20 protein-coding genes and 1 pseudogene are annotated in these 25488 nt (G+C 53.2%); 10 read left to right on the top strand and 11 right to left on the bottom strand.

Going from position 1 to position 25488, the window contains the following annotated elements; all coding sequences use genetic code 11:
- The first annotated feature begins 190 nt into the window (after positions 1-190).
- Complete coding sequence (locus F4V61_RS04810) at positions 191-1000, top strand: Cof-type HAD-IIB family hydrolase (RefSeq protein WP_000217913.1); 810 nt, start codon at positions 191-193, stop codon at positions 998-1000.
- A gap of 77 nt (positions 1001-1077) precedes the next feature.
- Here F4V61_RS04810 and F4V61_RS04805 read toward each other — a convergent pair whose 3' ends face one another.
- The 4 genes from F4V61_RS04805 to moeA form a co-directional block, all read right to left on the bottom strand.
- Positions 1078-3510 (bottom strand): glycyl radical protein, encoded by a 2433-nt coding sequence (locus tag F4V61_RS04805; protein WP_080160856.1) that lies wholly within the window; start codon positions 3508-3510, stop codon positions 1078-1080.
- A gap of 5 nt (positions 3511-3515) precedes the next feature.
- Positions 3516-4415 carry a glycyl-radical enzyme activating protein gene (locus F4V61_RS04800; protein WP_080160855.1) on the bottom strand — a complete coding sequence of 300 codons (900 nt, stop codon included), beginning with the start codon at positions 4413-4415 and terminating at the stop codon, positions 3516-3518.
- A gap of 295 nt (positions 4416-4710) precedes the next feature.
- Positions 4711-5460: a molybdopterin-synthase adenylyltransferase MoeB gene (gene moeB, locus F4V61_RS04795; protein WP_000829276.1), complete on the bottom strand. Its 750-nt coding sequence runs from the start codon at positions 5458-5460 to the stop codon at positions 4711-4713.
- Positions 5460-6695: a molybdopterin molybdotransferase MoeA gene (gene moeA / locus F4V61_RS04790; RefSeq protein WP_141029327.1), complete on the bottom strand. Its 1236-nt coding sequence runs from the start codon at positions 6693-6695 to the stop codon at positions 5460-5462. Before moeA ends, moeB begins: the two co-directional genes overlap by 1 nt.
- A 249-nt stretch (positions 6696-6944) precedes the next feature.
- Between moeA and gsiA the strand changes: the two genes are divergently transcribed.
- The 4 genes from gsiA to gsiD are packed head-to-tail and all read left to right on the top strand — an operon-like array spanning position 6945 to position 12282.
- Positions 6945-8816 carry a glutathione ABC transporter ATP-binding protein GsiA gene (gene gsiA, locus F4V61_RS04785; protein WP_080160853.1) on the top strand — a complete coding sequence of 624 codons (1872 nt, stop codon included), beginning with the start codon at positions 6945-6947 and terminating at the stop codon, positions 8814-8816.
- Between the two features lie 32 nt (positions 8817-8848).
- Positions 8849-10387, top strand: coding sequence for a glutathione ABC transporter substrate-binding protein GsiB (gene gsiB, locus F4V61_RS04780; protein WP_079827927.1), 1539 nt, complete (start codon positions 8849-8851; stop codon positions 10385-10387).
- 60 nt (positions 10388-10447) lie between these two features.
- A complete protein-coding gene (gene gsiC / locus F4V61_RS04775) occupies positions 10448-11368 on the top strand; it encodes a glutathione ABC transporter permease GsiC (RefSeq protein ID WP_079903820.1) in 921 nt (306 codons plus the stop codon).
- A 2-nt stretch (positions 11369-11370) separates the two neighbouring features.
- Positions 11371-12282, top strand: coding sequence for a glutathione ABC transporter permease GsiD (gene gsiD, locus F4V61_RS04770; protein ID WP_038396365.1), 912 nt, complete (start codon positions 11371-11373; stop codon positions 12280-12282).
- 114 nt (positions 12283-12396) lie between these two features.
- Here gsiD and rimO read toward each other — a convergent pair whose 3' ends face one another.
- Positions 12397-13722: a 30S ribosomal protein S12 methylthiotransferase RimO gene (rimO, locus tag F4V61_RS04765; protein ID WP_080160852.1), complete on the bottom strand. Its 1326-nt coding sequence runs from the start codon at positions 13720-13722 to the stop codon at positions 12397-12399.
- Positions 13723-13952: 230 nt separating this feature from the next.
- On the opposite strand from rimO, the gene bssR reads away from it, so the two are divergent.
- Both bssR and F4V61_RS04755 read left to right on the top strand, forming a co-directional pair.
- On the top strand, positions 13953-14336 hold the full coding sequence (gene bssR / locus F4V61_RS04760) for a biofilm formation regulator BssR (protein ID WP_038396362.1): 384 nt from the start codon (positions 13953-13955) through the stop codon (positions 14334-14336).
- A 117-nt stretch (positions 14337-14453) separates the two neighbouring features.
- Positions 14454-15594 (top strand): annotated as a pseudogene (locus F4V61_RS04755) (PQQ-dependent sugar dehydrogenase).
- On the opposite strand, the gene F4V61_RS04750 reads toward F4V61_RS04755, so the two are convergent.
- The gene (locus F4V61_RS04750; RefSeq protein ID WP_000631918.1) at positions 15591-16217 is read right to left on the bottom strand and encodes a glutathione S-transferase family protein; all 627 of its coding nucleotides are present in this window, start codon (positions 16215-16217) and stop codon (positions 15591-15593) included. The pseudogene F4V61_RS04755 and the gene F4V61_RS04750 overlap by 4 nt on opposite strands.
- 242 nt (positions 16218-16459) lie before the next feature.
- Here F4V61_RS04750 and dacC point away from each other — a divergent pair, with 242 nt between their 5' ends.
- Positions 16460-17662, top strand: a complete 1203-nt coding sequence (gene dacC, locus F4V61_RS04745) for a serine-type D-Ala-D-Ala carboxypeptidase (protein ID WP_038396358.1) — start codon at positions 16460-16462, stop codon at positions 17660-17662.
- 44 nt (positions 17663-17706) lie between these two features.
- On the opposite strand, the gene deoR is transcribed toward dacC, so the two are convergent.
- Positions 17707-18465: a DNA-binding transcriptional repressor DeoR gene (deoR, locus tag F4V61_RS04740; protein WP_058345563.1), complete on the bottom strand. Its 759-nt coding sequence runs from the start codon at positions 18463-18465 to the stop codon at positions 17707-17709.
- Between the two features lie 71 nt (positions 18466-18536).
- The gene (gene ybjG / locus F4V61_RS04735) at positions 18537-19145 is read right to left on the bottom strand and encodes an undecaprenyl-diphosphate phosphatase (RefSeq protein WP_000892319.1); all 609 of its coding nucleotides are present in this window, start codon (positions 19143-19145) and stop codon (positions 18537-18539) included.
- Positions 19146-19460: 315 nt separating this feature from the next.
- On the opposite strand from ybjG, the gene F4V61_RS04730 reads away from it, so the two are divergent.
- Positions 19461-20693, top strand: a complete 1233-nt coding sequence (locus F4V61_RS04730; RefSeq protein WP_000551887.1) for an MFS transporter — start codon at positions 19461-19463, stop codon at positions 20691-20693.
- Between the two features lie 53 nt (positions 20694-20746).
- On the opposite strand, the gene F4V61_RS04725 is transcribed toward F4V61_RS04730, so the two are convergent.
- Both F4V61_RS04725 and F4V61_RS04720 read right to left on the bottom strand, forming a co-directional pair.
- On the bottom strand, positions 20747-21562 hold the full coding sequence (locus F4V61_RS04725) for a Cof-type HAD-IIB family hydrolase (protein ID WP_000023544.1): 816 nt from the start codon (positions 21560-21562) through the stop codon (positions 20747-20749).
- A complete protein-coding gene (locus F4V61_RS04720) occupies positions 21559-22770 on the bottom strand; it encodes an MFS transporter (RefSeq protein WP_058819433.1) in 1212 nt (403 codons plus the stop codon). Before F4V61_RS04720 ends, F4V61_RS04725 begins: the two co-directional genes overlap by 4 nt.
- A gap of 167 nt (positions 22771-22937) precedes the next feature.
- On the opposite strand from F4V61_RS04720, the gene F4V61_RS04715 reads away from it, so the two are divergent.
- Positions 22938-23558 (top strand): TetR/AcrR family transcriptional regulator, encoded by a 621-nt coding sequence (locus tag F4V61_RS04715; RefSeq protein WP_058819432.1) that lies wholly within the window; start codon positions 22938-22940, stop codon positions 23556-23558.
- A gap of 116 nt (positions 23559-23674) precedes the next feature.
- On the opposite strand, the gene F4V61_RS04710 is transcribed toward F4V61_RS04715, so the two are convergent.
- On the bottom strand, positions 23675-25360 hold the full coding sequence (locus tag F4V61_RS04710; protein WP_038396348.1) for an aspartate:alanine antiporter: 1686 nt from the start codon (positions 25358-25360) through the stop codon (positions 23675-23677).
- Positions 25361-25488: the final 128 nt, after the last annotated feature.

Raw genomic sequence — 25488 nt, 5'->3', positions numbered from 1 at the left:
GCAAGTCTAAAATATTGCAGGAGGTCACAAGGAGGAAAGCGAGATGAAAACGTAGGCTGGATAGGATGCTTTAGCGTTTTATGCGACTATTTCTTTAGTGTTGCCACTTTCCATTCGAAATAAAATTTGTGGTTCTGCTCACATCGTTATTAAAATGTTTCTGGTCGCAGTTACAGCCAGGAGCTTAAGTATGACCGTTAACGTTGTCGTTACCGATATGGACGGCACTTTTCTCGACGACGCCAAGCAGTACGACCGGGTACGCTTCATGGCGCAGTATCAGGAAATGAAAAAACGTAATATCGAATTTGTGGTCGCCAGCGGTAATCAGTACTACCAGTTGATTTCCTTTTTCCCCGAACTAAAAGATGAAATTTCCTTCGTCGCCGAAAATGGCGCGCTGGTGTATGAACACGGCAATCAGTTGTTTCACGGGGAGTTAACCCGGCACGAGTCGCGTATTGTGATTGGCGAACTGCTCAAAGATAAGCAGCTTAATTTCGTCGCCTGCGGTCTGAAAAGCGCTTATGTCAGCGAAAACGCCCCCGATACTTTCGTGGCGCTGATGGCAAAGCATTATCATCGCCTACAGCCGGTAAAAGATTATCACGACATTGACGATATCCTGTTTAAGTTTTCCCTGAATTTGCCCGATGAGCAAATTCCTCTGGTTATCGACAAACTGCATATCTCACTGGATGGCATCATGAAGCCCGTCACCAGCGGCTTCGGTTTTATCGACCTTATTATCCCAGGTCTGCATAAAGCGAATGGCATCAGTCGTCTGTTAAAGCGCTGGAACAGGTCGCCACAGAATGTCGTCGCCATTGGCGACAGCGGTAATGATGCGGAAATGTTGAAAATGGCGCATTACTCTTTTGCCATGGGCAATGCCGCAGACAACATTAAAGCGCTTTCACGCTATCACACTGATGATAATAACCATCAAGGTGCGCTCAACGTCATTCAGGCCGTGCTTGACGGCACCGATCCCTTCTGATTAATAGGCCTGCGTAGGCCTGTTAAGCGTAGCGCCATCAGGCAGTTCGGACATATTGCCGATGGCGCCTGGGCAAACTACAGCATATGTTCGGTACGGGCGATGATATCGTCCTGCGCGTCCGGCGACAGCGCGGTGAAGAAGGCGGAGTAGCCTGCCACACGCACGACCAGATCGCGGTACTGGTCCGGATGTTTTTTCGCATCCAGCAGCGTTTCGCGTGACACGATGTTGTACTGAATATGCCAGCCTTTATGCACCTCAAAGAACGTCCGTAGCAGAACCATCAGTTTCTGTTTGTCGGATTCGTTTTCCAGCGTCGTTGGGTTCAGTTTCTGGTTGAGCAGCACGCCGCCGAGAATGGAACCGGTAGGTAATTTGCCTACGGAACCAATCACCGCCGTTGGGCCGAGATGATCCGTACCTGATGCAGGGCTTGCGCCTTCCGCCAGCGGCGTATGCGCTTTGCGACCATCCGGGGTAGCCATAGTCGCGGCGCCAAATGGCACGTTTGCTGAGATAGAGGACGTACCGGCGTAATAGTTGCCGCCAACAGGGCCACGACCGTAGCGCGGGTTATGATATTGCTTCAGCTCATCAATATAGGTCTGATAAGCGCGCGCCAGCAGGGTATCGACACTGTCATCGTCGTTGCCGTACTTCGGCGCGCCGTTAATCAGACGCTGGCGCAACTGCTCGTGAGTCAGGCCGTCGAAGTCATCGGCCAGCGCGGCGGCAAGCTGCTGTTGACCGATAACGCCCTGTTCGAAGACCAGTTTTTTCACGGCGGCGAGGCTGTTGCCCAGGTTGGCGATACCGACCTGCAGACCGGATACCCAGTCATATTTAGCGCCGCCTTGCTTGATACTCTTCGCGCGTTCAATACAGTCATCTACCAGCGCTGAGCAGAGAATATCGTGGACGTTCTCTTCCAGCATGGTGTCGACCACATACTCAATTTCGATCGATTTGCGCGTGTAGTAGCGAATTTGGGTATCCCAGGCGGCCATCACTTCGTCAAAATTGTTGAAGTTGCCTGCGGAAAGCGCCTTTTCCTGCGGCAGAAATACCTTGCCGCTGGTGGCGTCGCGACCGCCTTCCAGCGCCGCCAGCATGACGCGGGCGAAGTTAATAAAGCTCATGCCGGTGCAGCGATAACCCCATTTCCCGCCGACGGCGGTTTCGATACAGCCGATCGCCGCGTAATCGTAAGCGTCCTGCGGTTCGATCCCCAGCTTGATAAATTCCGGGATGACGATTTCATCATTGTTAAATGCCGGCATCCCAAAGCCACAGCGGATGACCTGGACGCAGGCGTCGAGGAAATCGTTACTCATTCCGGCGTGATAACGCACGCTGAGGTTTGGCTGGGTAGAACGCAGACGTCCGCAGGACTCCAGAATGGCGTAAGACAGCGGATTCACTGCGTCCATTGGCTGACCGTTGATGAGATTCTGACCGCCAATGGTGACGTTTTGATACAGCGGGCTGCCCGCGGAAGCTTTAGAGTGCGAACCGGAACGGATCTTGTTTACTTCCAGCAGTTTCAGCCAGCAGCAGTGCAGCAGTTCAATGGCGTGCTCACGATCCAGCGTCTGGTTTAGTTCGACATCGCGACGATAATAGGGGTAAAGATATTGGTCCATACGACCAAATGACACCGAGTGACCATTAGACTCAATTTGCAGAATCAGTTGGATGAAGTAGCACAATTGCAATGCTTGCCAGAAGGTCTGCGGCGGTTCGTGGGCAATCACCTCGCAGTTTTCCGCGATGGTAAGTAGCTCTTTACGACGGCTTTCACGGGTCTCTTCGCCCGCCATCTGGCGCGCCAGCGCGGCAAAGCGCGTGATATGCTGGCTTACCGCGTCCAGCACAATATCAATCGCCTTCAGGAACTGTTCGCCATGCAGATCTTCCAGCACGGTCAGGTTGATGCGTGAGCGGCGCTCGGCGACTTTATCGCGCAGGCCGTCAAGCCCTTTTTCCAGCAGTAGCGGGAAGTTCACCGCCAGGTGCGCATCGCCGGAGGTCATATTACCTTCAGCTTTGATAATGCCGGTAGCCAGAAGTCCTTTTTGTTCATCGGTAAACATACCGTAGCAGCGATCCTGGACGGTTTGACCGCGCCACCACGGACAGACGTCATGCAGAATACGTTTGTTTTCTTCACTTACGGAAAAACCCGCGCCGGGCCTGTCCGCCAGGGCGTCGATCTCTTTTTCAATCCACGAGACGGTATATTCCGGGAAAATCGGCGCGGCCCGAACTTCGCTTGCCTGGTTGCCGACGATCAGTTCATCATGTTTAATCCAGATAGTGCGTTCCGCCAGGTGATGGGCCAGCGCCAGCGCGCGGCGTACCGGAATCGGTTTATCCAGATGCTGCTGGTACATTTCGGTATAATGCTGCGCGCGTTCGGTACAGACCGGCGGTTTCACGATATGTACCAGCGCGGTTTTGTGCGCCTTAATGCGATCGCTGAGCGTGTCCAGTTTCAGTTGGGTCATGATAATTATCCTCGTAGGGTCGCGGTTAAACCTTTTTGGCAGGCGTACTGCTGGGCAAAATCGAGCAACGCCGGCGCATCCAGTGGTTTATCCGGGGCATGATAGGGCTGACTGAGTAAGTGGTATTTATTGATGCCCAGCGTGTGGTAGGGCAGAAAATGAATTTCCCCGACGCGCAGTTCGTCGGCGGCAAAGTCGGTAATGGCTTTAATGGTCTCCTCATCGGCATTAAATCCCTGAATCAGTGGGACGCGAATCACCATTTTTTTGCCAGCGGCGGCGAGTTTCCTGAGATTTTCCAGTACCCGCGAAGCGCTGCCGTCGGTCCACTGCTTGAACGGTCCGTTGGCGACATGTTTCAAATCAGCCAGAAAGAGATCGATATAAGGCAGCGAGGGTGCAATGTATTTCCATGGGACATGCAGACAGGTTTCCACCGCAGTATGAATACCGGCGTCATGGCTGGCTTTAAACAGCTCTGCCGCCAGTTCCGGCTGCATAAACGGTTCGCCGCCGGAAAGCGTAAGACCGCCGCCGCTGCGATCGTAAAAAGGTTTATCGCGCAGTACCGTCGCCATGATCTCATCCACGCCTTTTATTTCGCCGCACACGGTTAACGCCTGTGTGGGGCAGCAATGCGCCAGGACGGAAAAATGGGCGTCGGTCAGTTTCTCGCGATGGATGAGCAGGCCGTTTAGCGCGCGCTCAATGATGTCCGGCGCGGCTTGCGCGCACAGGTCGCATCCTTCGAGACACAGCCGCGCGTCGTATAACAGATCCTGGGCGCGGGCGCGGCTTTCCGGGTTCTGGCACCAGCGACAGCCCAACGAACAGCCTTTGAGAAATACTACGGTACGGATACCGGGGCCATCGTGGGTAGAATAGCGCTGAATATTGAAGATCATAAACGGCCTCTCTTATTTCATATAAATATTAAATTAATTTCGAATGAAAGTTATCTTGATGTGCGTCAACGAATGGAGAGGTTCTGACAAAGAGGCGTTAAATGAGGTAGAACATCACGGTTTGAGGCTGTGGTATGGCGTTTAAGATGATGCCGCGCTGCTTGAGCCGATCGTCAGTAGGAGCTTGGGTAAGCTGGCTTCGCTTCTGATGACAGCCAGCTTAAAGCGCTGTTTAATTATCTATTGGTACAGCACGGCCATAAACCGTGCTTCGGTATGTTTATCCGTAAAGTGGCTACTGCCCGCAGACCTCACAGCCGGGGTTGCGCATCAACTTCATTTCGCGGAACTGACAGGTCATCGCATCGTACATGACGATTTTTCCGCTGGCAGGCTGACCGTAATGCGCCAGCAGCTTAATGGCCTCCATTGCCTGTAGCGAACCGATCACGCCAATCAGCGGCGCCATCACCCCAGCTTCCACGCAGGTCAGAGCGTTTTCGCCAAACAGACGGCTCAGGCAGCGGTAACAGGGTTCGTTTTCCCGATACGTAAAGGCGGTAACTTGTCCTTCCATACGAATTGCCGCGCCGGAGATTAGCGGCACTTTCGCGGTATAGCACCCGGCGTTAAGTTGATTACGTACGCTAACGTTATCGGTACAGTCCAGCACCAGTGAATGCCCGGCAATCAGGCTGGTCATAGCGTCGTCGTCCAGCCGCGCGTTAACGGGCGTAATGGTAATATGCGGGTTGATTCGCGCCAGCGCGTCGCGGGCGGACTCTACCTTTGGCTGCCCGACCGTCGCGTCGCTGTGCAAGGTTTGACGCTGGAGATTGGAAACGGAAACGGTATCAAAATCGAGTAGCGTCAGTTGCCCGACGCCAGCGCCGGCCAGATACTGCGTTGCCGCGCAGCCAAGTCCGCCCAGCCCGACCACTAATACCCGCGCATCTTTTAACGCTTCCTGCCCTTCAAAATCGAAGCCGCGCAGAATAATTTGTCGGTTATAGCGCAGCATCTCCTGGTCGCTAAGTTCCGCCATTACAGGCCTCCGAACAGAGCATTAAACGGCTCGACTTCCACCCATTCTCCCGGCTCAACACTGCCGCGCTCACGCTCCAGCACAATAAAGCAGTTGCCCAGACTAAACGAGCTAAAAATATGTGAGCCCTGGTGTCCGGTGGTCGTGACTTCCAGTTCGCCGCTGGCGCTACGTTGCAGTATGCCGCGCTGGAAATCGAGACGCCCCGGCGTTTTCTTCAGGCGAGATGTTGTGCGTACACGCTGGCGCGGCGGCAGAGCGCTTGCCGTGTTGCCGCCAAGCTTCGCCAGTAAAGGCTGAACCAGTTGATAAAAAGTGAGCGCCGCAGAGACTGGATTCCCCGGCAGGCCACAGAACCAGCTATTACTGAGTTTGCCGAAGGCGAACGGTTTACCAGGCTTGATAGCCAGCTTCCAGAAGGCGATTTCGCCCAGCTCCTCAAGGATGGTTTTGGTATAGTCCGCTTCACCGACCGAGACGCCGCCGGAGCTTATCACTACATCGGCCTGGCTGTCGGCGTCGATAAACGCGGCGCGAAGCTTACCAGGATCGTCGGGAATAATGCCTAAATTGATCACTTCGCAGCCAAGCTGTTGCAGCATCAAATGTATAGTCAGACGGTTAGTGTCATAAATTTGTCCCGCCTCCAGCGGCTGGCCCGGAAGCTGGAGCTCGTCGCCGGTCGAGAACAGCGCTACGCGCACTTTACGTACTACCTGCGCATCGGCAATTCCCAGCGACGCCAGCACTGGCAGTTCGGCAGTAGTCAGGCGCGTACCGACCGGAAAGACCACCGCATCCTGGCGAATATCCTCGCCGCGGCGGCGGATGTTTTGTCCGCAACGAACATCGGCGGTAAAACGCACGCCGTCATCGGTTTGTTCCGTCTGCTCTTGCATGACTACCGCCTCGCAACCTGCCGGCACCGGGGCGCCGGTCATAATGCGAATGCAGGTGCCCGCAGGCCACTCACCCTGGTAAGGCTGACCGGCGAACGCTTTGCCGGCGACGGGCAACGGCTTATCGGCGGACAAATCCGCTAAACGTACCGCATAACCATCCATTGCTGAATTATCAAAGCCGGGGACATTGAGGGGAGAAACGATATCGGTCGCCAGGATGCGGCCAAAACAGTTCACCAGCGGTAACGTCTCTACGGCGGTGAGCGGGGTAATACGCGAAAGCATCTGAGTCAGCGCCGTTTCAAGCGGCATCAATCCGGCGGAAAATTCCATGAACACACTCCTGCGAGGCAAAATTGAATCCGCCTATTATGTCAGAAAACAGCGGCGGGCAGTATGCTACCTCGGTCTTAGAGACGGCCCTGCGCCTTTACATACCTTACGCATCTTTCTATATTCAAAAATCGAATGAATAACTCACAACAATTCTGATAGTTATAGTAAAAGTTGTGTGCCACCGTGAACAGCGCCTGAATAGGGATACGCCTGGCACAGGAATTTACCGGGAATAAGGAGCCGCAGGTGCCGCACAGCGATGAACTGGATAGCCGCGATGTTCTGTCCGTCAGGGGCTTGAATATCGCGTTTCACCACGAAGGGCAACAGGTAGACGCCGTGCGTAATTTGTCATTACGTCTGAAGCGTGGCGAGACTCTGGCGATTGTCGGCGAGTCGGGATCGGGAAAATCAGTGACGGCGCTGGCGTTAATGCGGCTGATTGAACAGTCCGACGCGAATGTGCGCTGCGGCGAAATGCTGTTGCGTCGGCGTAACCGTCAGGTGATTGAACTGTCTGAACAGAGTGACGCGCAGATGCGGCGGGTGCGCGGCGCGGATATCGCCATGATTTTCCAGGAGCCGATGACCTCGCTTAACCCGGTATTTACCGTTGGCGAGCAGATTGCCGAATCTATCCGCTTGCATCAGGGCGCCAGCCACGAAGAGGCACTGGCGGAAGCGAAACGTATGCTCGATCAGGTACGGATCCCGGAGTCGCAGGCGATTTTATCGCGTTATCCGCATCAGCTTTCCGGCGGTATGCGCCAGCGGGTCATGATTGCGATGGCGCTATCTTGCCGTCCGGCGGTATTGATCGCCGATGAGCCCACTACGGCGCTGGATGTCACCATACAGGCGCAAATTTTGCAACTTATCAAAGTGTTGCAGCAAGAGATGTCGATGGGCGTGATTTTTATCACCCACGACATGGGCGTCGTGGCGGATATTGCCGATCGCGTACTGGTGATGTATCAGGGCGAGGCCGTGGAAACCGGCAGCGTAGAGCAGATTTTCCATGCGCCGACGCATCCTTATACCCAAACGTTACTGGCCGCCGTCCCTCAGCTTGGCGCGATGCGCGGCCACTCGCTGCCACGCCGTTTCCCGTTGATTTCCGCTGACGAACCGGCCCCTTATGAATCGCAGATTGAGCAAGACACGGTGGTGGAAGGCGAGCCTATTCTCCAGGTTCGGGGGCTGGTGACGCGATTCCCGCTGCGTAGCGGTCTCTTTAACCGCGTTACGCGTGAAGTTCATGCCGTTGAGAATATCAGTTTCGATCTCTGGCCCGGCGAAACGCTATCGCTGGTGGGCGAGTCCGGTAGCGGAAAATCGACGACCGGACGCGCGTTGCTGCGGTTGGTTGAATCCCGGCAGGGGGAGATTATCTTTAACGGACAGCGCATTGACACGCTGTCTGCGGGTAAGCTCCAGCCGTTGCGCCGCGATATTCAGTGTATTTTCCAGGATCCTTACGCCTCGCTCGACCCGCGCCAGACCGTGGGGTATTCCATTATGGAACCTTTACGGATTCATGGCCTGGGGCAGGGGGACGCTGCGGCAAAGCGCGTGGCCTGGTTGCTTGAACGTGTCGGATTACGTCCTGAACATGCCTGGCGTTATCCGCATGAGTTTTCCGGCGGTCAACGTCAGCGCATCTGCATTGCTCGCGCGCTGGCATTGAATCCTAAAGTGATTATTGCTGATGAGGCGGTCTCCGCGCTGGATGTTTCCGTTCGCGGACAGATCATTAATTTACTGCTCGATTTACAACGGGAAATGGGGATCGCCTACCTGTTTATTTCGCATGATATGGCGGTCGTGGAGCGAATTAGCCATCGCGTGGCGGTGATGTATCTTGGTCAAATTGTTGAGATGGGGCCGCGGCGCGCCGTTTTTGAAAATCCGCAGCATCCTTATACGCGTAAATTGATGGCGGCGGTGCCGGTTGCCGATCCCTCCAGACACCGGCCGCGGCGCGTTCTGCTATCAGATGATATACCCAGCAATATTCATAAACGTGGCGAAGAGACGCCCGCTGTTTCATTACAGTTTGTCGGGCCGGGACATTATGTTGCGCGGCCGCTGCAGGATAATGCGCTCTCCCGCTTATAACATTCAGACAGGCAGGGTTTCAGGAGAACAACATGACGCAATTTATTACGCATAAATGGCTGGCGGCGCTGGGACTGGCCTCATCCATTGCGGCTTTTCCGGCCCTGGCGGCCAAAGATGTGGTGGTGGCGGTAGGGTCTAATTTCACCACGCTCGATCCGTATGATGCCAACGATACACTCTCGCAGGCGGTGGCGAAGTCATTTTATCAAGGACTGTTTGGCCTGGATAAAGACATGAAGGTAAAAAACGTACTGGCGGAAGGCTATACCGTTTCTGATGACGGCCTGACCTATACCATTACGCTACGACAGGGGGTGAAATTTCAGGACGGCGCGGATTTTAATGCGGCGGCGGTGAAAGCGAATCTCGATCGCGCCAGCAATCCGGATAACCACCTCAAGCGTTATAACCTGTATAAAAATATCGCAAAAACGGAGGTCGTCGATCCGGCAACGGTAAAAATTACCCTGAAACAGCCGTTCTCCGCCTTCATTAATATTCTGGCGCACCCGGCGACGGCGATGATCTCGCCGAAAGCGCTGGAAAAATATGGCAAGGATATTGGTTTTCATCCGGTCGGTACTGGCCCATACCAGCTTGAAACCTGGAATCAAACCGACTTTGTAAAAGTGAAAAAGTTCGTCGGTTACTGGCAGCAGGGCTTACCCAAGCTGGATTCTATTACCTGGCGTCCGGTCACTGACAACAATACCCGCGCGGCGATGCTGCAAACCGGCGAAGCGCAATTTGCTTTTCCTATTCCTTATGAGCAGGCCGCAGTACTGGCGAAAAATAAAAACCTCGAACTGGTCGCCAGCCCGTCCATTATGCAGCGTTATATCAGTATGAATGTGACGCAGAAGCCGTTTGATAATCCTAAGGTGCGTGAGGCGTTGAATTACGCTATCAATCGTCAGGCGCTGGTTAAAGTGGCGTTTGCCGGATACGCCACGCCGGCGACGGGCGTGGTGCCGCCGTCAATAGCCTATGCGCAAAGCTATCAGCCGTGGCCCTATGATCCGGCTAAAGCGCGCGAACTGTTGAAAGAGGCGGGATATCCAGACGGTTTCAGTACCACGCTGTGGTCATCGCATAACCATAGCACCGCGCAAAAAGTGTTGCAGTTTACTCAGCAGCAACTGGCGCAGATTGGCATTAAAGCCCGAATAACCGCGATGGACGCTGGCCAGCGCGCTGCGGAGGTTGAGGGCAAAGGGCAAAAAGAGAGTGGCGTGCGAATGTTCTATACCGGCTGGTCGGCGTCGACGGGCGAAGCTGACTGGGCGTTATCGCCGCTCTTCGCATCACAAAACTGGCCGCCGACGCAGTTTAATACCGCTTTTTACAGCAACAAGCAGGTCGACAGCGATTTGGCGGCAGCCTTAAAGACTAACGATCCGCAGGAGAAAACACGATTGTACAAAGAGGCGCAGGATATTATCTGGAAAGAGTCGCCCTGGATACCGTTAGTGGTGGAGAAACTGGTTTCTGCGCACAGTAAAAATTTGACCGGTTTCTGGATTATGCCGGATACCGGTTTCAGTTTTGACGATGCGGATTTGAAGTAAGTAATGCGATGGGGCTGGATGGCGCGTGCGTTGTCCGCCATCCGGTAAAAGGTTTGTGTGATGCTTAACTATGTTCTCAAGCGCCTGCTGGGATTAATTCCTACGCTGTTGATTGTGGCAGTGCTGGTGTTTTTATTTGTTCATTTGTTGCCCGGCGACCCGGCGCGGCTGATAGCCGGACCGGAAGCCGACGCGCAGGTGATCGCGCTGGTTCGTCAGCAATTGGGGCTTGATCAGCCGCTTCATGTCCAGTTTTGGCATTACATCACCCATGTTTTACAAGGCGATTTCGGTACGTCAATGGTTTCCCGTCGCCCGGTTTCTGAGGAGATCGCCAGCCGCTTTTTGCCGACTCTGTGGCTGACAATAACCAGTATGATATGGGCGGTTCTGTTTGGTATGGCGGCAGGTATCGCCGCCGCCGTATGGCGCAATCGCTGGCCTGACAGAGTAGGCATGACGCTTGCCGTGACCGGTATTTCTTTTCCGGCTTTTGCGCTGGGAATGCTGTTAATGCAGATTTTCTCCGTGGAACTGGGCTGGCTACCGACCGTAGGGGCGGATAGCTGGCAACATTATATTTTACCCTCCCTGACGCTAGGCGCTGCGGTGGCATCAGTCATGGCGCGTTTTACGCGCTCCTCGTTTGTCGATGTCCTGAGCGAAGACTATATGAGGACCGCGCGGGCGAAAGGCGTCAGTGAAACGTGGGTGGTGTTAAAACATGGCCTGCGTAATGCGATGATCCCGGTCGTCACCATGATGGGGCTACAATTTGGTTTTTTGCTTGGCGGATCGATTATCGTCGAAAAAGTGTTTAACTGGCCGGGGCTTGGGCGATTACTGGTGGACTCCGTCGAAATGCGTGACTACCCCGTGATTCAGGCAGAAGTACTGTTGTTTTCTCTGGAGTTTATTCTTATCAACTTAGTGGTGGATGTTCTCTATGCCGCCATTAATCCGGCTATCAGGTACAAGTAAGGATGCGAATATTTAACTGGCGCCGTCAGGCGATTTTAAATGCTATGCCTGTGGTAAAACCCGAACAGATACGCACGCCGTGGCGGGAGTTCTGGCGTCGTTTTCACCATCAGCATGTCGCTTTGGTCGCCGGGGGATTTGTACTGGCGTTAATTCTGGTGGCGATTTTCGCCCGTTGGCTGACGCCCTACGATGCGGAAAACTATTTTGACTACGATAGCCTGAACAATGGTCCCTCTTTGCAGCACTGGTTTGGCGTCGATTCGCTGGGAAGAGACATCTTTAGCCGGGTTCTTGTTGGGACGCAGATCTCACTGGCGGCTGGCGTGCTCGCGGTACTTATCGGCGCAATAATGGGTACGGTACTGGGATTGCTGGCGGGATATTATGAAGGCTGGTGGGATCGTTTCATTATGCGCATTTGCGATGTGCTGTTCGCTTTCCCCGGCATTTTGTTGGCGATTGCCGTCGTGGCGGTGCTTGGTAGTGGTATCGCTAATGTGATAGTTGCAGTGGCGATTTTTTCTATTCCGGCGTTTGCTCGTCTGGTGCGCGGAAATACCCTGGTCTTAAAACAGCAGACGTTTATTGAATCCGCCCGCAGTATCGGCGCCCGCGACGCGACGATTTTGTTTAGCCATATCTTGCCGGGAACGGTCTCGTCAATTGTGGTTTTTTTTACGATGCGAATCGGTACGTCGATTATTTCCGCAGCGAGTCTGTCGTTTCTCGGATTAGGCGCGCAGCCGCCAACGCCGGAGTGGGGAGCGATGCTTAATGAGGCGCGGGCGGATATGGTCATCGCGCCGCACGTAGCGCTCTTCCCGGCGGTGGCGATTTTCCTGACAGTGCTGGCGTTTAACCTGTTAGGCGACGGGCTGCGCGATGCGCTGGACCCGAAGATTAAGGGGTAAGCTTCTACGGTACTGTCCGGTGGCGTTGACGTCTGCCGGGCCTGTAGCAGGCTGTGGCGTAAGCCGGATAAAGCATTTATGTCGCCATCCGGCTCTCACGATGGGAAGGGAGCATTAAACCCGACTGCCCCACAAATCATATTCGTCGGCATTTTCCACTTTCACGCGCACTATGTCGCCCGGCTTGACGTTGGTTTCGCCGTTCAGATAGACCGCGCCGTCAATTTCCGGCGCATCCGCCATGCTGCGTCCAATGGCGCCCTCTTCGTCAACCTCATCGACGATCACCAGAATTTCGCGGCCCACTTTTTCCTGTAAACGCTCAGCGGAGATCTGCTGTTGTAGCTGCATAAAACGATTCCAGCGTTCTTCTTTCACCTCTTCCGGCACCTGATCCGGCAGTTCGTTCGCGCCTGCGCCTTCCACCGGGCTGTACTTGAAGCAGCCTACGCGATCGAGGCGCGCCTCTTTCAGGAAGTCGAGCAGCATCTGGAAGTCTTCTTCCGTTTCGCCGGGAAAACCGACAATAAAGGTGGAGCGTAGGGTCAGTTCAGGGCAGATGTCGCGCCACTGTTTAATGCGCGCTAGCTGGCGGTCAACGGAGCCTGGACGTTTCATCAGCTTAAGGATCCTCGGGCTGGCATGTTGTAGCGGGATATCCAGGTAGGGCAGGATTTTGCCTTCCGCCATCAGCGGAATCACATCATCGACGTGCGGATAGGGATAGACGTAGTGCAGACGCGTCCAGACGCCCAGTTTTGACAACTGTTCGCACAGGCTCGCCATACTGGTTTTCACCGGTTCGCCGTTGTGGAATCCGGTGCGGTGCTTCACATCTACGCCGTAGGCGGAGGTATCTTGCGAAATCACCAGAATCTCTTTGACCCCGGCGTCAACCAGACGTTTCGCTTCGCTTAATACGTCGCCAATCGGACGGCTGACCAGATCCCCGCGCATCGACGGAATGATACAGAACGTGCAGCGGTGATTACAGCCTTCGGAAATTTTCAGATATGCATAATGGCGCGGCGTCAGTTTTACACCCTGTTCCGGTACGAGGCTTAAAAATGGATTATGCTTCGGTTTCGGTACGTAATGATGTACGTGCTGCAGAACTTGTTCATAGCTATGCGGACCGGTGATTTCCAGGACTTTCGGATGCACTTCGCGGATCTGATCTTCTTTTGCGCCCAGGCAACCGGTAACGATGACCTTACCGTTTTCGTTCAGCGCTTCGCCGATAGCTTCCAGTGACTCTTGTACCGCGCTGTCAATAAAGCCACAAGTATTGACGATAACCATATCCGCATCGTCATAGCGTGGCACAACATCATAACCTTCGGTGTGCAGTTCAGTCAGGATTCTTTCCGAATCAACGAGGTTTTTCGGACAGCCCAAGGAAACGAAGCCGATCTTTGGCTGGTGGGTTACATTACTCATAGCTTAAAAAGTGTTCATTTATTGGAATGGTCAGGGCAGGGATTCTACAGATATCCGGACAAAAATTGTATCGTAATCTCATCGGGAGCGGCGGCATCAACCTTTGTTGCTACCAGCGAAAGGTGAAAAAGGTTAATGCTAAGAAAATTCTTGATCTCTGACAACCCATTTGTCTAAAAAACGACCATACTATTATGTTGAGCCTTGGTTGAAAAGAGGAGGAAAAAGGTATGGTCGTTGACAGACTGAGAACCGATCTTCTCAACAAGCTGATAAACGCGCGTATCGATCTTGCCGCTTATCTGCAATTGCGAAAAGCGAAGGGGTATATGTCAGTCAGCGAAAGTGACATTCTGCGTGACAATTTTTTTGAACTGAATCGCGAGCTCCACGATCAAGTTTTACGGCAGGGACTGCATCTCGATCAGGAGGAGTGGAATGCGCTGCGCCGTGCCGAAGGCGCGCTTGCAGCAGCCGCCGTTTGTTTAATGAGCGGACACCATGATTGTCCGACATTTATCGCCGTTAACGCAGATAAACTTGAAAACTGTCTGACAACTTTGACGCTGAGTATTCAGAGTCTGAAAGCACATTCACCGCTTATACAGGTCTGAACAAGGGGGAGGCGACTCCCCCTTTTTACCGGACCGCGCCGCTTAATGTTTTGTAAAAATAAACCAACCTCCTCAGATGATTACTACGCTTTAACGCAAAGCCCTGAAGGAGGCGGTATGCGTCGAATACTTCTCGCCGTAGTTTCATTTTCTCTTTTCTCTTTTCTCTTCGTGGGCGAACGCTAACCTTGCGCCGGTGAACGTCGAGGTGCTGCAAACCCGGCTCGATCACCCGTGGTCGCTGGCTTTTTTGCCGGATAACCGTGGGATGCTCATTACCCTGAAAGGGGGGCAACTGCGTCACTGGCAGGCGGGGCGGGGACTTTCCGATCCGCTGGCTGGCGTACCGAAAGTGTGGGCAAACGGGCAGGGAGGCTTGCTGGACGTCGTGCTGGCGCCTGATTTTGCTCAGTCTCGCCGCGTCTGGCTTAGCTATGCTGAAGCTGACAGTGAAGGGCGGGCCAGTACGGCAGTCGGCTTTGGGCGGCTGAGCGACGATCTCCAGCGCCTGGAACATTTTCGTACCGTGTTTCGCCAGATGCCTAAGCTGTCTACCGGCAACCATTTTGGCGGACGTATGGTATTCGATGCGAAAGGGGCTCTTTTTATTGCCCTGGGTGAAAATAACCAGCGCGCTACCGCACAGGATTTGGATAAATTACAGGGTAAGCTGGTGCGCCTGACCGGGCAGGGCGAAATCCCGCCGGATAATCCGTTTGTACATCAGGCGGGCGCGCGTCCGGAAATCTGGTCTTACGGTATTCGTAATCCGCAGGGACTGGCCATCAATCCCTGGAGCGGCGCGCTATGGCTGCATGAACACGGCCCGCGCGGCGGCGACGAAATTAACATCCCGGAAAAAGGCAAAAATTATGGCTGGCCGCTGGCCACATGGGGCATCAACTATAGCGGTCTGAAAGTGCCGGAAGCCAAAGGCGAAATTGTCGAGGGGACGGAGCAACCGGTTTACTACTGGAAGGATTCTCCGGCGATCAGCGGAATGGCTTTTTATGCCAGCGACGTTTTTGCGCCGTGGCGGCACAAACTGTTTATCGGCGCGCTAAAAGATAAAGAGGTTATTGTGATGCGCGTCGATGGAAATACGGTGACGGAAGAAGGCCGTATTCTGGGTGACAGAAAGCAGCGTATCCGTGATGTACGTGTCGGACCTGACGGCTACTTATATGTGTTAACCGATGAGTCCGACGGGCAGTTACTCAAGGTAAGTCCTTCACCCGATACCGCAGCCACGCGTTAGGTAACCGGGATCATCACCACTTTACGAAAAGCAGGGCGCTCGGTGAGCTGTTGATACCAGCGCTCCAGATTCGGGCGTGGCGTCCACTTCAGACCCACGTTCAACAGGTTATAGACGAAAGGCGCAATGGCGATATCGCCGGTGCCAAAGTTATCCCCGGAGAACCACGGCTGGCGGGCCAGAGCATCATCAAGAAGCGCGAACAGGCTATCACACTTTTCGATACCGGCTTCAATTGCCGCCTGATCGCGTTTTTCCGGCGGGGTTCTGACTAACCCCATCAGGATAACACGGTGCGCCGGGCTTAATGTTTGATTCGCCCAGTCCATCCATTTTTCGCCCTCCGCGCGCCGCGCCGGATTATCAACCCATAGCCGGTTTTGGCCATATTGCGCCGCCAGATAACGGACAATAGCATTGGATTCCCACAGTAACAGGTTGGTTTCATCATCTTTAAGCAACGGCACCAGTCCATTAGGATTCATTGCCAGATAGTCGGCATCGTGGTTAACGCCGAATTTACCGCCTGCCTGAATTTGCTGGTATGGCAGTTCCAGCTCCTCAAGCGTCCACAACACTTTTTTAACATTAGTCGAGTTGTTTCGGCCCCACAGCGTAATCATATTGACCCCTTATGTTTTATCAGGCTGATGACAGTAATCGGCCCGCAGTAAAATAAAACTAACATTTACACAACGTCCTGTAAAAAAACGTTATGAAGGAAGCGTAACGGGATGTTATTGCATAAACTTTAAAAACTTTACCAAGTTACGGTTTCTTTAACGTCGTGAGTGCGTTATTACTCACCGCACTTATTACACGGTGGTATGACGTGTGTTTTTGGAATGGATACTCGGGTGGTACTATGATGCAATACGCTTCTTCCTTTCGTAGCCTCACTGCAGGCTTGGTTCTCTTATTCCTTTTCGCTTCGTCTGTAAAGGCGGAGGAGCAAACGATCGCGCCGCCGGACGTTGACGCGCGAGCCTGGATCTTAATGGATTACGCCAGTGGTAAAGTGCTGGCGGAGGGCAATGCCGATGAGAAACTCGACCCTGCCAGTTTGACAAAAATTATGACCAGCTACGTGGTGGGCCAGGCGCTGAAGGCAGGGAAAATCAAGCTGACCGATATGGTGACGGTAGGCAAAGATGCCTGGGCGACGGGAAATCCGGCGCTACGGGGTTCATCGGTGATGTTTCTGAAGCCAGGCGATCAGGTATCGGTTGCGGATCTTAATAAAGGCATCATCATTCAGTCAGGTAACGATGCCTGTATTGCGCTTGCCGACTATGTCGCCGGAAGCCAGGAGTCTTTTATCGGCCTGATGAACGCCTACGCGAAACGACTGGGATTAACGAATACAACTTTCCAGACGGTGCATGGCCTTGATGCGCCAGGGCAGTTCAGTACCGCTCGCGATATGGCGCTGCTCGGCAAGGCCTTGATCCACGACGTGCCTGACGAATACGCCCTTCATAAAGAGAAAGAATTTACCTTTAATAATATTCGTCAGCCAAACCGTAACCGTCTGTTGTGGAGCACGAATCTGCATGTCGACGGTATGAAAACGGGAACGACGTCAGGGGCAGGGTATAACCTTGTCGCATCCGCTACCCAGGGTGATATGCGCCTGATCTCTGTCGTGCTGGGGGCGAAAACGGATCGTATTCGTTTTAATGAGTCAGAAAAACTGCTGACCTGGGGCTTCCGCTTCTTCGAAACGGTCACGCCGATTAAACCTGACGCGACATTTGTGACGCAACGGGTCTGGTTTGGTGACCAGCGAGAGGTCAATTTAGGGGCGGGCGACGCGGGGTCTGTGACAATTCCGCGTGGGCAGCTTAAAAACCTGAAGGCCAGCTTTACGCTGAATGAACCACAGCTCACGGCGCCGTTGAAGAAAGGGCAGGTTGTCGGCACCATCGATTTCCAGCTCAACGGAAAATCCATTGAGCAGCGTCCGTTAATGGTAATGGAAAACGTCGACGAGGGCGGGTTTTTCAGTCGGATGTGGGATTTTGTGCTGATGAAATTCCATCAGTGGTTTGGCGGCTGGTTCTCGTAAAATAACCTCGTTGCCGGGAGAGCGTCTCATCCGGCAATCTGCGTTTAAAACATCAGGTTAATATGTTGTGCCTTGGCGTAGGCCACAAATGCGTCATCGGGGCGACGATCGCTGATAATCGTATCAAAACGCGACAATTCCCCCATCCGCGCCGGACGTACCTTGCCGAATTTACTGTGATCGACCACCAGTACATGACACTGCGCCATTGTCATCGCCCAATGTTTTACTGGCAGCTCTTCCAGATTAAAACAGGTGGCGCCTTTACTGGTATGAACGCCGGCGGCGGAATAAAACGCGATATCCGGACAAATATTGTTTAACGTTTCATTGAAATCAAGCGGTTTGAAAATGGCGTTGCTGGCATGAAACTCTCCGCCGATGAGGATAGCGCGACAATGAGGTTTGTCCTGTAGCGCCAGAAAGGTGTTAAGTGAATAACACACCGCTGTAAAAGGAAGGTCATTATCAATGGCTTCAATGATCCACGGCGTGGTGGTGCCACAGTCAATAAATACCGTTTGATGCGCCTGTACCAGGCTCGCAGCCAACTGCGCGGCATGGCGTTTCTCTTCCACCAGACGGGATTTTTGATCGCTTAATAGATAATGACTGGCGCTGCGGGGCTCCAGTACAATATAGCCGCCCAGCAACACGACGGGCGCGCTTTTATTATTCAGATCGCGACGGATGGTCATTTCAGAGACGCCCAACAGGATCGCGGCTTCTTTAAGGTGAAGTTTATCACTGCGTTTTAAGGCCTGCAGCAATTGACCAATACGCTCGTCGCGTCGCGTTTCCATAGTTCCCCTGGAGAGTTAAATAAGCGCTCCGCACCATACAGAGCGCTTAATATTACTCTTTTTTTCGCAGTTTAGTCACGTACCCAGCCTTTTCGAATGGGCAGCGCGAAACAGAAACGGTAATAACGTTGCAGCGCCTGGTAGACCGGCGCGCCGTACCGTTGCCAGATCAGTTGCGTGCTCAAGCAGCCAAGCATCGCTACCAGCAGCGCGCCAATCATATCTAACGGCCAGTGTACGCCGAGATAGACGCGCGACCAGGCGATGGTAATGGCTATCGCCATCATCACGAGGCCTGACCAGAGGCGATGCCAGAACAAAAACGCCAACGCAAAGGTAAAAATCACCGTGCCGTGATCGCTGGGGAAAGAGTCATCGGCGGCATGATGCAGGAAGTTGTAGCCGATATGATCGACAAAAGGACGATCGTGCGGGAAAAGGTGCCCCATTGTCCAGGAGACCGTCAAACTGATAATCAGCGCGATGCATATTTTAACGATTAGCTGGCGCTGGGCGCAGACCTGATCGCGGGGACCCCACAGCCAGAGTACCACGGCTAAGAGCAGGACGATGTTAATGACATCTTTGGCGATAAAGATCGCAAGCGAAATCGTCCACTGTGCGGAATCAGGCGTGGCGTTAATAAAATAAAACAGCGAATTGTTAAGGTTTTCCAGCATAACATCCAGGCTCAAAGCAATGAAATCAAAAGGGACAGCCAGCGATCATCCCCGTGCAAAATGAGCATAAACACAGCGGAACAGGGAGGAAAAGCGGTATTGTCTTATTTGGTTGCAACATGAAGAGAATTAAGACAATGGCATAAAATATCTTCCATGATAACGGCGCAAACTTAAATTAACCTTAAAGTACGCAAGCGCTAAGCGGCTTTCTGTAAAAATGTGCGTTATTTACCTTGCAGCCTCATAATTCGCTATCTCAGTTCCCGGACTTTCATTACACTCTGCGCGGTTTTTTATTGGCGAAGAGATGGTATGCATAACCGTTTACAATCAGGTGTCAGGCTGGGACGTCAGGCGCTACTTTTTCCTCTCTGTCTGGTGCTGTACGAATTTTCTACCTATATTGGCAACGACATGATCCAGCCGGGTATGCTGGCGGTGGTTGAGCAGTATCAGGCGGGCCTGGACTGGGTTCCGACGTCCATGACCGCTTATCTGGCGGGCGGTATGTTCTTACAGTGGCTGCTTGGCCCGTTGTCTGACCGGATTGGCCGTCGTCCTGTGATGCTGGCGGGCGTCGTGTGGTTTATTGTCACCTGCCTGGCGACGTTACTGGCGAAAAACATCGAACAATTTACATTCCTGCGTTTTTTGCAAGGGATTAGCCTGTGTTTTATCGGCGCTGTAGGGTATGCCGCGATTCAGGAATCCTTTGAGGAAGCGGTGTGTATAAAAATTACCGCGCTGATGGCGAACGTGGCATTAATCGCGCCGCTACTGGGACCACTGGTTGGGGCGGCGTGGGTGCATGTTCTGCCGTGGGAGGGGATGTTTATTTTATTTGCCGCACTGGCCGCTATCGCCTTTTTCGGGCTACAGCGCGCAATGCCGGAGACCGCCACGCGGCGGGGCGAAACGCTGTCATTTAAGGCGCTGGGCCGGGATTATCGGCTGGTGATAAAAAACCGGCGGTTCGTCGCAGGGGCGTTAGCGCTGGGATTTGTCAGCCTGCCGCTGTTGGCCTGGATTGCGCAGTCGCCGATTATCATCATTAGCGGCGAACAGCTCAGCAGCTATGAATATGGTCTGCTACAGGTGCCCGTTTTTGGCGCGCTCATTGCCGGTAATCTGGTGTTGGCGCGTTTAACCTCCCGACGTACGGTTCGCTCGCTGATCGTGATGGGCGGCTGGCCTATCGTCGCGGGGCTGATCATCGCCGCGGCGGCGACGGTGGTTTCATCCCATGCTTATTTATGGATGACGGCGGGATTAAGCGTATATGCTTTTGGCATTGGGCTGGCGAATGCCGGACTGGTGCGTCTGACGCTCTTTTCCAGCGATATGAGTAAAGGAACGGTCTCGGCGGCGATGGGAATGCTACAAATGCTGATTTTTACCGTTGGCATTGAAGTAAGTAAACACGCCTGGTTAAGCGGCGGCAATGGCCTATTTAGCCTGTTTAATCTGGCAAACGGTATTCTTTGGCTACTGCTGATGCTGGTCTTCTTAAAAGATAAGCGGACGGGGAATTTGCAAACAGTCTGAGAGAGCGGCTACGCCTGATAAGCTTTCTGTTATCAGGCATAGAGAGGCATCCACTAGACGTTGAACGGCGGCTCGTTGTTTAATACGCTGTCGATGATATCCAGCACGCCTTCCTGGTTGTTCGATCCGGCGCGGTATTTCGCCGCCGCCGCGACCGCTTCGCTGGCGTGCGACATGGCAAAACTCAACCCGGCCTGACGCAGCATCTCAATATCGTTGCCGCCGTCGCCGAACGCCACCACTTCACTATCATGAATGCCCCAGCGCTGCTGTAACAGACGCAGGCCGTTGGCTTTATGCACGCCGGGAATTATTAAATCAATACTGCCATAGCCGGTATGAACGGGGACCATGATATCGCCAATGGCGCCGTGCAGAGCGGCCTGTACTTCCGGTATCCGTTCATCGGTAATATTAAGGCCGAACTTGAAAAAAACATCGTTGATGTTATTAAAATTATCCACAAACTCCAGACGATGATAATACATTGCCGCAACGGCTTTTAACGCATCGTTGTACCGTTTCAGCGTGTAGGCGCTGTTTTTTCCACAGGCGATAATCTCCAGGTCGGTGCGTGTGAGCAGGTGTTCGACAACCGTCTGGAAGTCGGCTTTTGTCAGCTCGCCGTTAAAAACATCCTCTCCTTCGCTGACCACCCAACCGCCGTTTTCCGCGACAAAAGCGATTTCGTGCGCAATGTCCGGAAAGAAGGAGATTAACTGGTAATACTGGTTGCCGCTGGCCACGACAAAGCGAATGCCTTGCCGCTTCATTTGTTGGTACTGCGCCATAAACCGGTCACGGTTATAGGTTTTTTGATCGCTCAGAAAAGTGCCGTCCATGTCGACGGCGATTAATTTGATACTCATGCGTTATGCTCCATCACCGGTTGCGGAGTCGATACAGGTTTGGCGACGGCCTTCGCCACCAGCGCCGCCAGAATAACCAGCGCCAGTACGACCATCATGGCGCTGCGTAATCCATAATGCTCTCCCAGATAGCCCAACAGCGGGGGCCCGACCAAAAATGCCAGATAGCCGGTCGTGGCGACAACGCTCACACGCGTCGGTGCGTCAGGACCGGTATCGCTGGCGGCGGAAATGGTCAGCGGGAAGCCGAGCGAGGCGCCTAAGCCCCAAAGAATGACTGATACGCCGGCAACCCAGGCGCTATCGACAAAAATAATCAGGCCAATGCCCAGCGCCCCCATCAACGCGCTGGCGCGAACAACCGTCACGCGGCTATAGCGGTCAATAAACCAGCCGCCGGTAAAACGACCAACGGTCATACCAAACGTGAAACCGGCGTAGATCAGAGAGCCGGAGGTTGGGCTAAAACCGTGTCCGTCTACCATCAGTAACGGCAGCCAGTCATTCGCAGAGCCTTCGGCGAATGCCATCGCCAGCACTACCACGCCAATGAGCAAAAGCTGGATGTCCCGATAAAAAGGTAATCCTTTTTCCTGAAGGTGAGGACTTTCCGATGCGTTTTTACCCGTACCGTCAGGGATCGCCCGAATGGCGATAAAAATGGGCGCGATAGCCACGGCAGCCGCGAGGATGATATGGATGTTAGCCGGGACGCTTAATGCGGTTAACGCCATGCCGACACCTGCGCCCGCCAGCGTGCCGAAACTGTAAAAACCGTGCATCATCGGCAGAACGGTTTTATTCAGCTCGCGTTCTACCGCCGCGCCTTCGACATTAATCGCCACTTCGGCAGCGCCAAAACTGGCGCCGAACACGGCTAATCCCAAGGCAAAAATCAGCGGAGAGGCGCACCACAGCGCGACGCTAAGAATAACCATCCCGCCTACTGCGTAAGTCATCGTTGTGTGAATAACCTTACGGGTACCAAATCGTTTCACCAGCCAGGCGGAACAAAGAATACCGCTCATCGAGCCGACAGAAAGGCCGAATAAGACCGCCCCCATTTCAGCCGTGGAGACGGAAAGAATATCCCGGATAGCAGGCGTTCTGGTTGCCCAGGAGGCCATCAGCAACCCGGGTAAAAAGAAGAATATAAACAGCGCCCAGGTACGACGTTTTAAGGCGTTGCGTGAGGAGAGGACGGTCATAGCGTCAGGCCAGGAAAAATAAACGAGAGGTAAACATTAGCAAGATTGTGTACATTTGTACACATCATCGTCATACTTCGCTATGCAGACATTTTTGCTGTCTGTTTTTTCAGCGTAAGCGGTAGGGGACTATCGCGTACATCCTGAATGCGCTGTGGAAACTCATCATGAAAGAAAATACTGTACGACGCGCCAATGACCCTAAGAGGCGTGAAAAAATTATTCAGGGCACACTGGAAGCGGTAAAAATATATGGCGTTCATGCTGTAACGCACCGGAAAATCGCTGCTATCGCTCAGGTACCGCTTGGTTCTATGACCTACTATTTTGCCGGTATGGATGCGTTATTAAGTGAAGCTTTCACGCTTTTCACCGAGAACATGTCGCGTCAATACCAGGATTTTTTTGCGCAGGTGATGGATGCGGATGGGGCGTGCCAGGCGATAACGGAAATGATTTACGGATCGCAGGTGACGACGCCGGATAATATGGCATTAATGTATCAGTTATATGCTTATGCCAGCGGTAAGCCTGCATTAAAAGTAGTCATGCAAAACTGGATGCAGCGTAGCCAGAATACGCTGGCGCAGTGGTTTGACTCGCAGACCGCCCGCGCGCTGGATGCGTTTATCGAGGGAATGACGCTGCATTTTGTGACGGATCGGACGCCGCTGGCGCGTGAAGCGATTTTGCAGATGGTAAAGCGGATCGCCGGAGAGTCAATGTCGTCTCACTCAGCGTCAGGCAACAAAAAACCCATCAACCTTGAACCGAAATGGCGGGGTTGATGGGCTCCACAAAATGGGGACATCAAAGAAAAGCAGTGGCAATAGGTATGACTAATGCTTTAACGAAAAGTTCTACTTATCGGCAAAATTTTTTCACTAAAAGGCAATCTTCAGTTTTATCCTAATCCCGGCCAGATGATGACAATGAGCGTTCCCGCCAGCGTTAGTAAAACGTTGGCGATGGCGTAAGTCCCCGCATAACCTAGCGCCGGAATATTGCTGCGCGCCGTATCGCTAATAATTTCCATTGCCGGGGCGCAGGTACGCGCGCCCATCATGGCGCCGAATAACAGAGCCCGGTTCATGCGCAGTACATAGGCGCCAAACAGGAAGCAGATCACCACTGGCGCCAGGCTGACGACAAGGCCGGCGATCAGCATTTGCCCGCCGACCGCGCCCAGACCGTTGCTGATACCGCTGCCGGCGCTTAAACCGACGCCTGCCATAAATACCATCAATCCAAACTCTTTCACCATGTTAAGCGCGCCCTGCGGAATATAACCAAAGGTAGGATGGTTTGCGCGCAGGAAACCAAGCATGATCCCGGCGAACAGCAAGCCGGCCGCGTTGCCGATGCCGAAACTAAAATTGCTGAACTGAAAGGTGATCATCCCGATCATTAAGCCAATGATAAAAAAAGCGCAGAAGGCGAGCAGGTCAGTCACCTGGCTATGGATCGAAATAAAACCGATGCGATCGGCGATGGTTTTTACGCGTCTGGCATCGCCGCTCACCTGTAACACGTCGCCTTTATTCAGCACCACGTTATCGTCGATAGGCATTTCGATCTGGCTGCGGATGACGCGGTTAAGGAAGCAGCCATGATCGGTCAGCTTGAGTTGAGCGAGGCGGCGACCGACCGCATTGTGGTTTTTCACCACAATCTCTTCCGTCACGATGCGCATATCAAGCAGATCGCGATCAAACACTTCCTTACCATTACGGAAGCTGGGATCGAGCCTGGCGTGTGCGTCTGGATAGCCGACAAGCGCAATTTCATCGCCCATTTGCAGCACCGCGTCGCCGTCCGGGTTCGCCAGAATGCCGTTACGGCGAATACGTTCGATATAGCAGCCTGTCTGGCGGTAAATACCCAGCTCACGAAGGTTTTTGCCGTCAGTCCAGGCCACCAGTTCCGGGCCAACCCGATAGGCGCGGATAACCGGCAGATAAACCTTGCGATTAGCATCGGTATCCAGGCCGCGCTCGCGAGCAATTTGCTGGGCGCTGGTTTGCAAATCCTGATGCTGTAGTTTAGGCAAGTAGCGTGCGCCCACGATCAGGCTGACCAGCCCGATCAGATAGGTAAGGGCATAGCCCAGACTCAGATTATCAAGGGCGGAGGAGAGTTGCGTGCTGGCGATACCGGAATGTCGCAGGGTATCACCTGCGCCAACCAGCACTGGTGTAGATGTCATTGAGCCGGCCAGCATACCGGCTGTCAGGCCGATATCCCAGCCGAATAGTTTACCAAGGCCTAAGGCGATTAGCAGAGCGCTACCGACCATGACCAGGGCAAGCATCAGATAATTTTTACCGTCGCGAAAAAAAATCGAAAAAAAGTTGGGGCCGGCTTCTACGCCGACACAAAAAATAAACAGCATAAATCCCAGATTTAGCGCGTCGGTGTTAATACTAAAATGCTGCTGCCCTAATAATAGAGAGACCACCAAAACGCCAATGGAATTACCAAGTTGGACTGAACCCAGACGTAACTTGCCAAGACACAGGCCAAGAGCCAGGACCACAAATAATAACAGGATGTAATTCCCATTTAACAAATCTGCGACGTTTATATTCACGGAGACTAACTTCTTGTTTACGAGTAAGCTGTTGAAAGAAATGGTAATTTACGCTACTGTTTTTATCATGAATTAAGGGTGCAATCGTATTCATACAGCATCCAAATAAAAACAACACAGCAATATAT

The sequence above is a fragment of the Salmonella enterica subsp. arizonae genome, from assembly GCF_008692845.1.
GTDB lineage: Bacteria > Pseudomonadota > Gammaproteobacteria > Enterobacterales > Enterobacteriaceae > Salmonella > Salmonella arizonae.
Note: the sequence above shows the minus strand (reverse complement) of the source record. Positions and strands in the feature narration are given on the sequence as shown.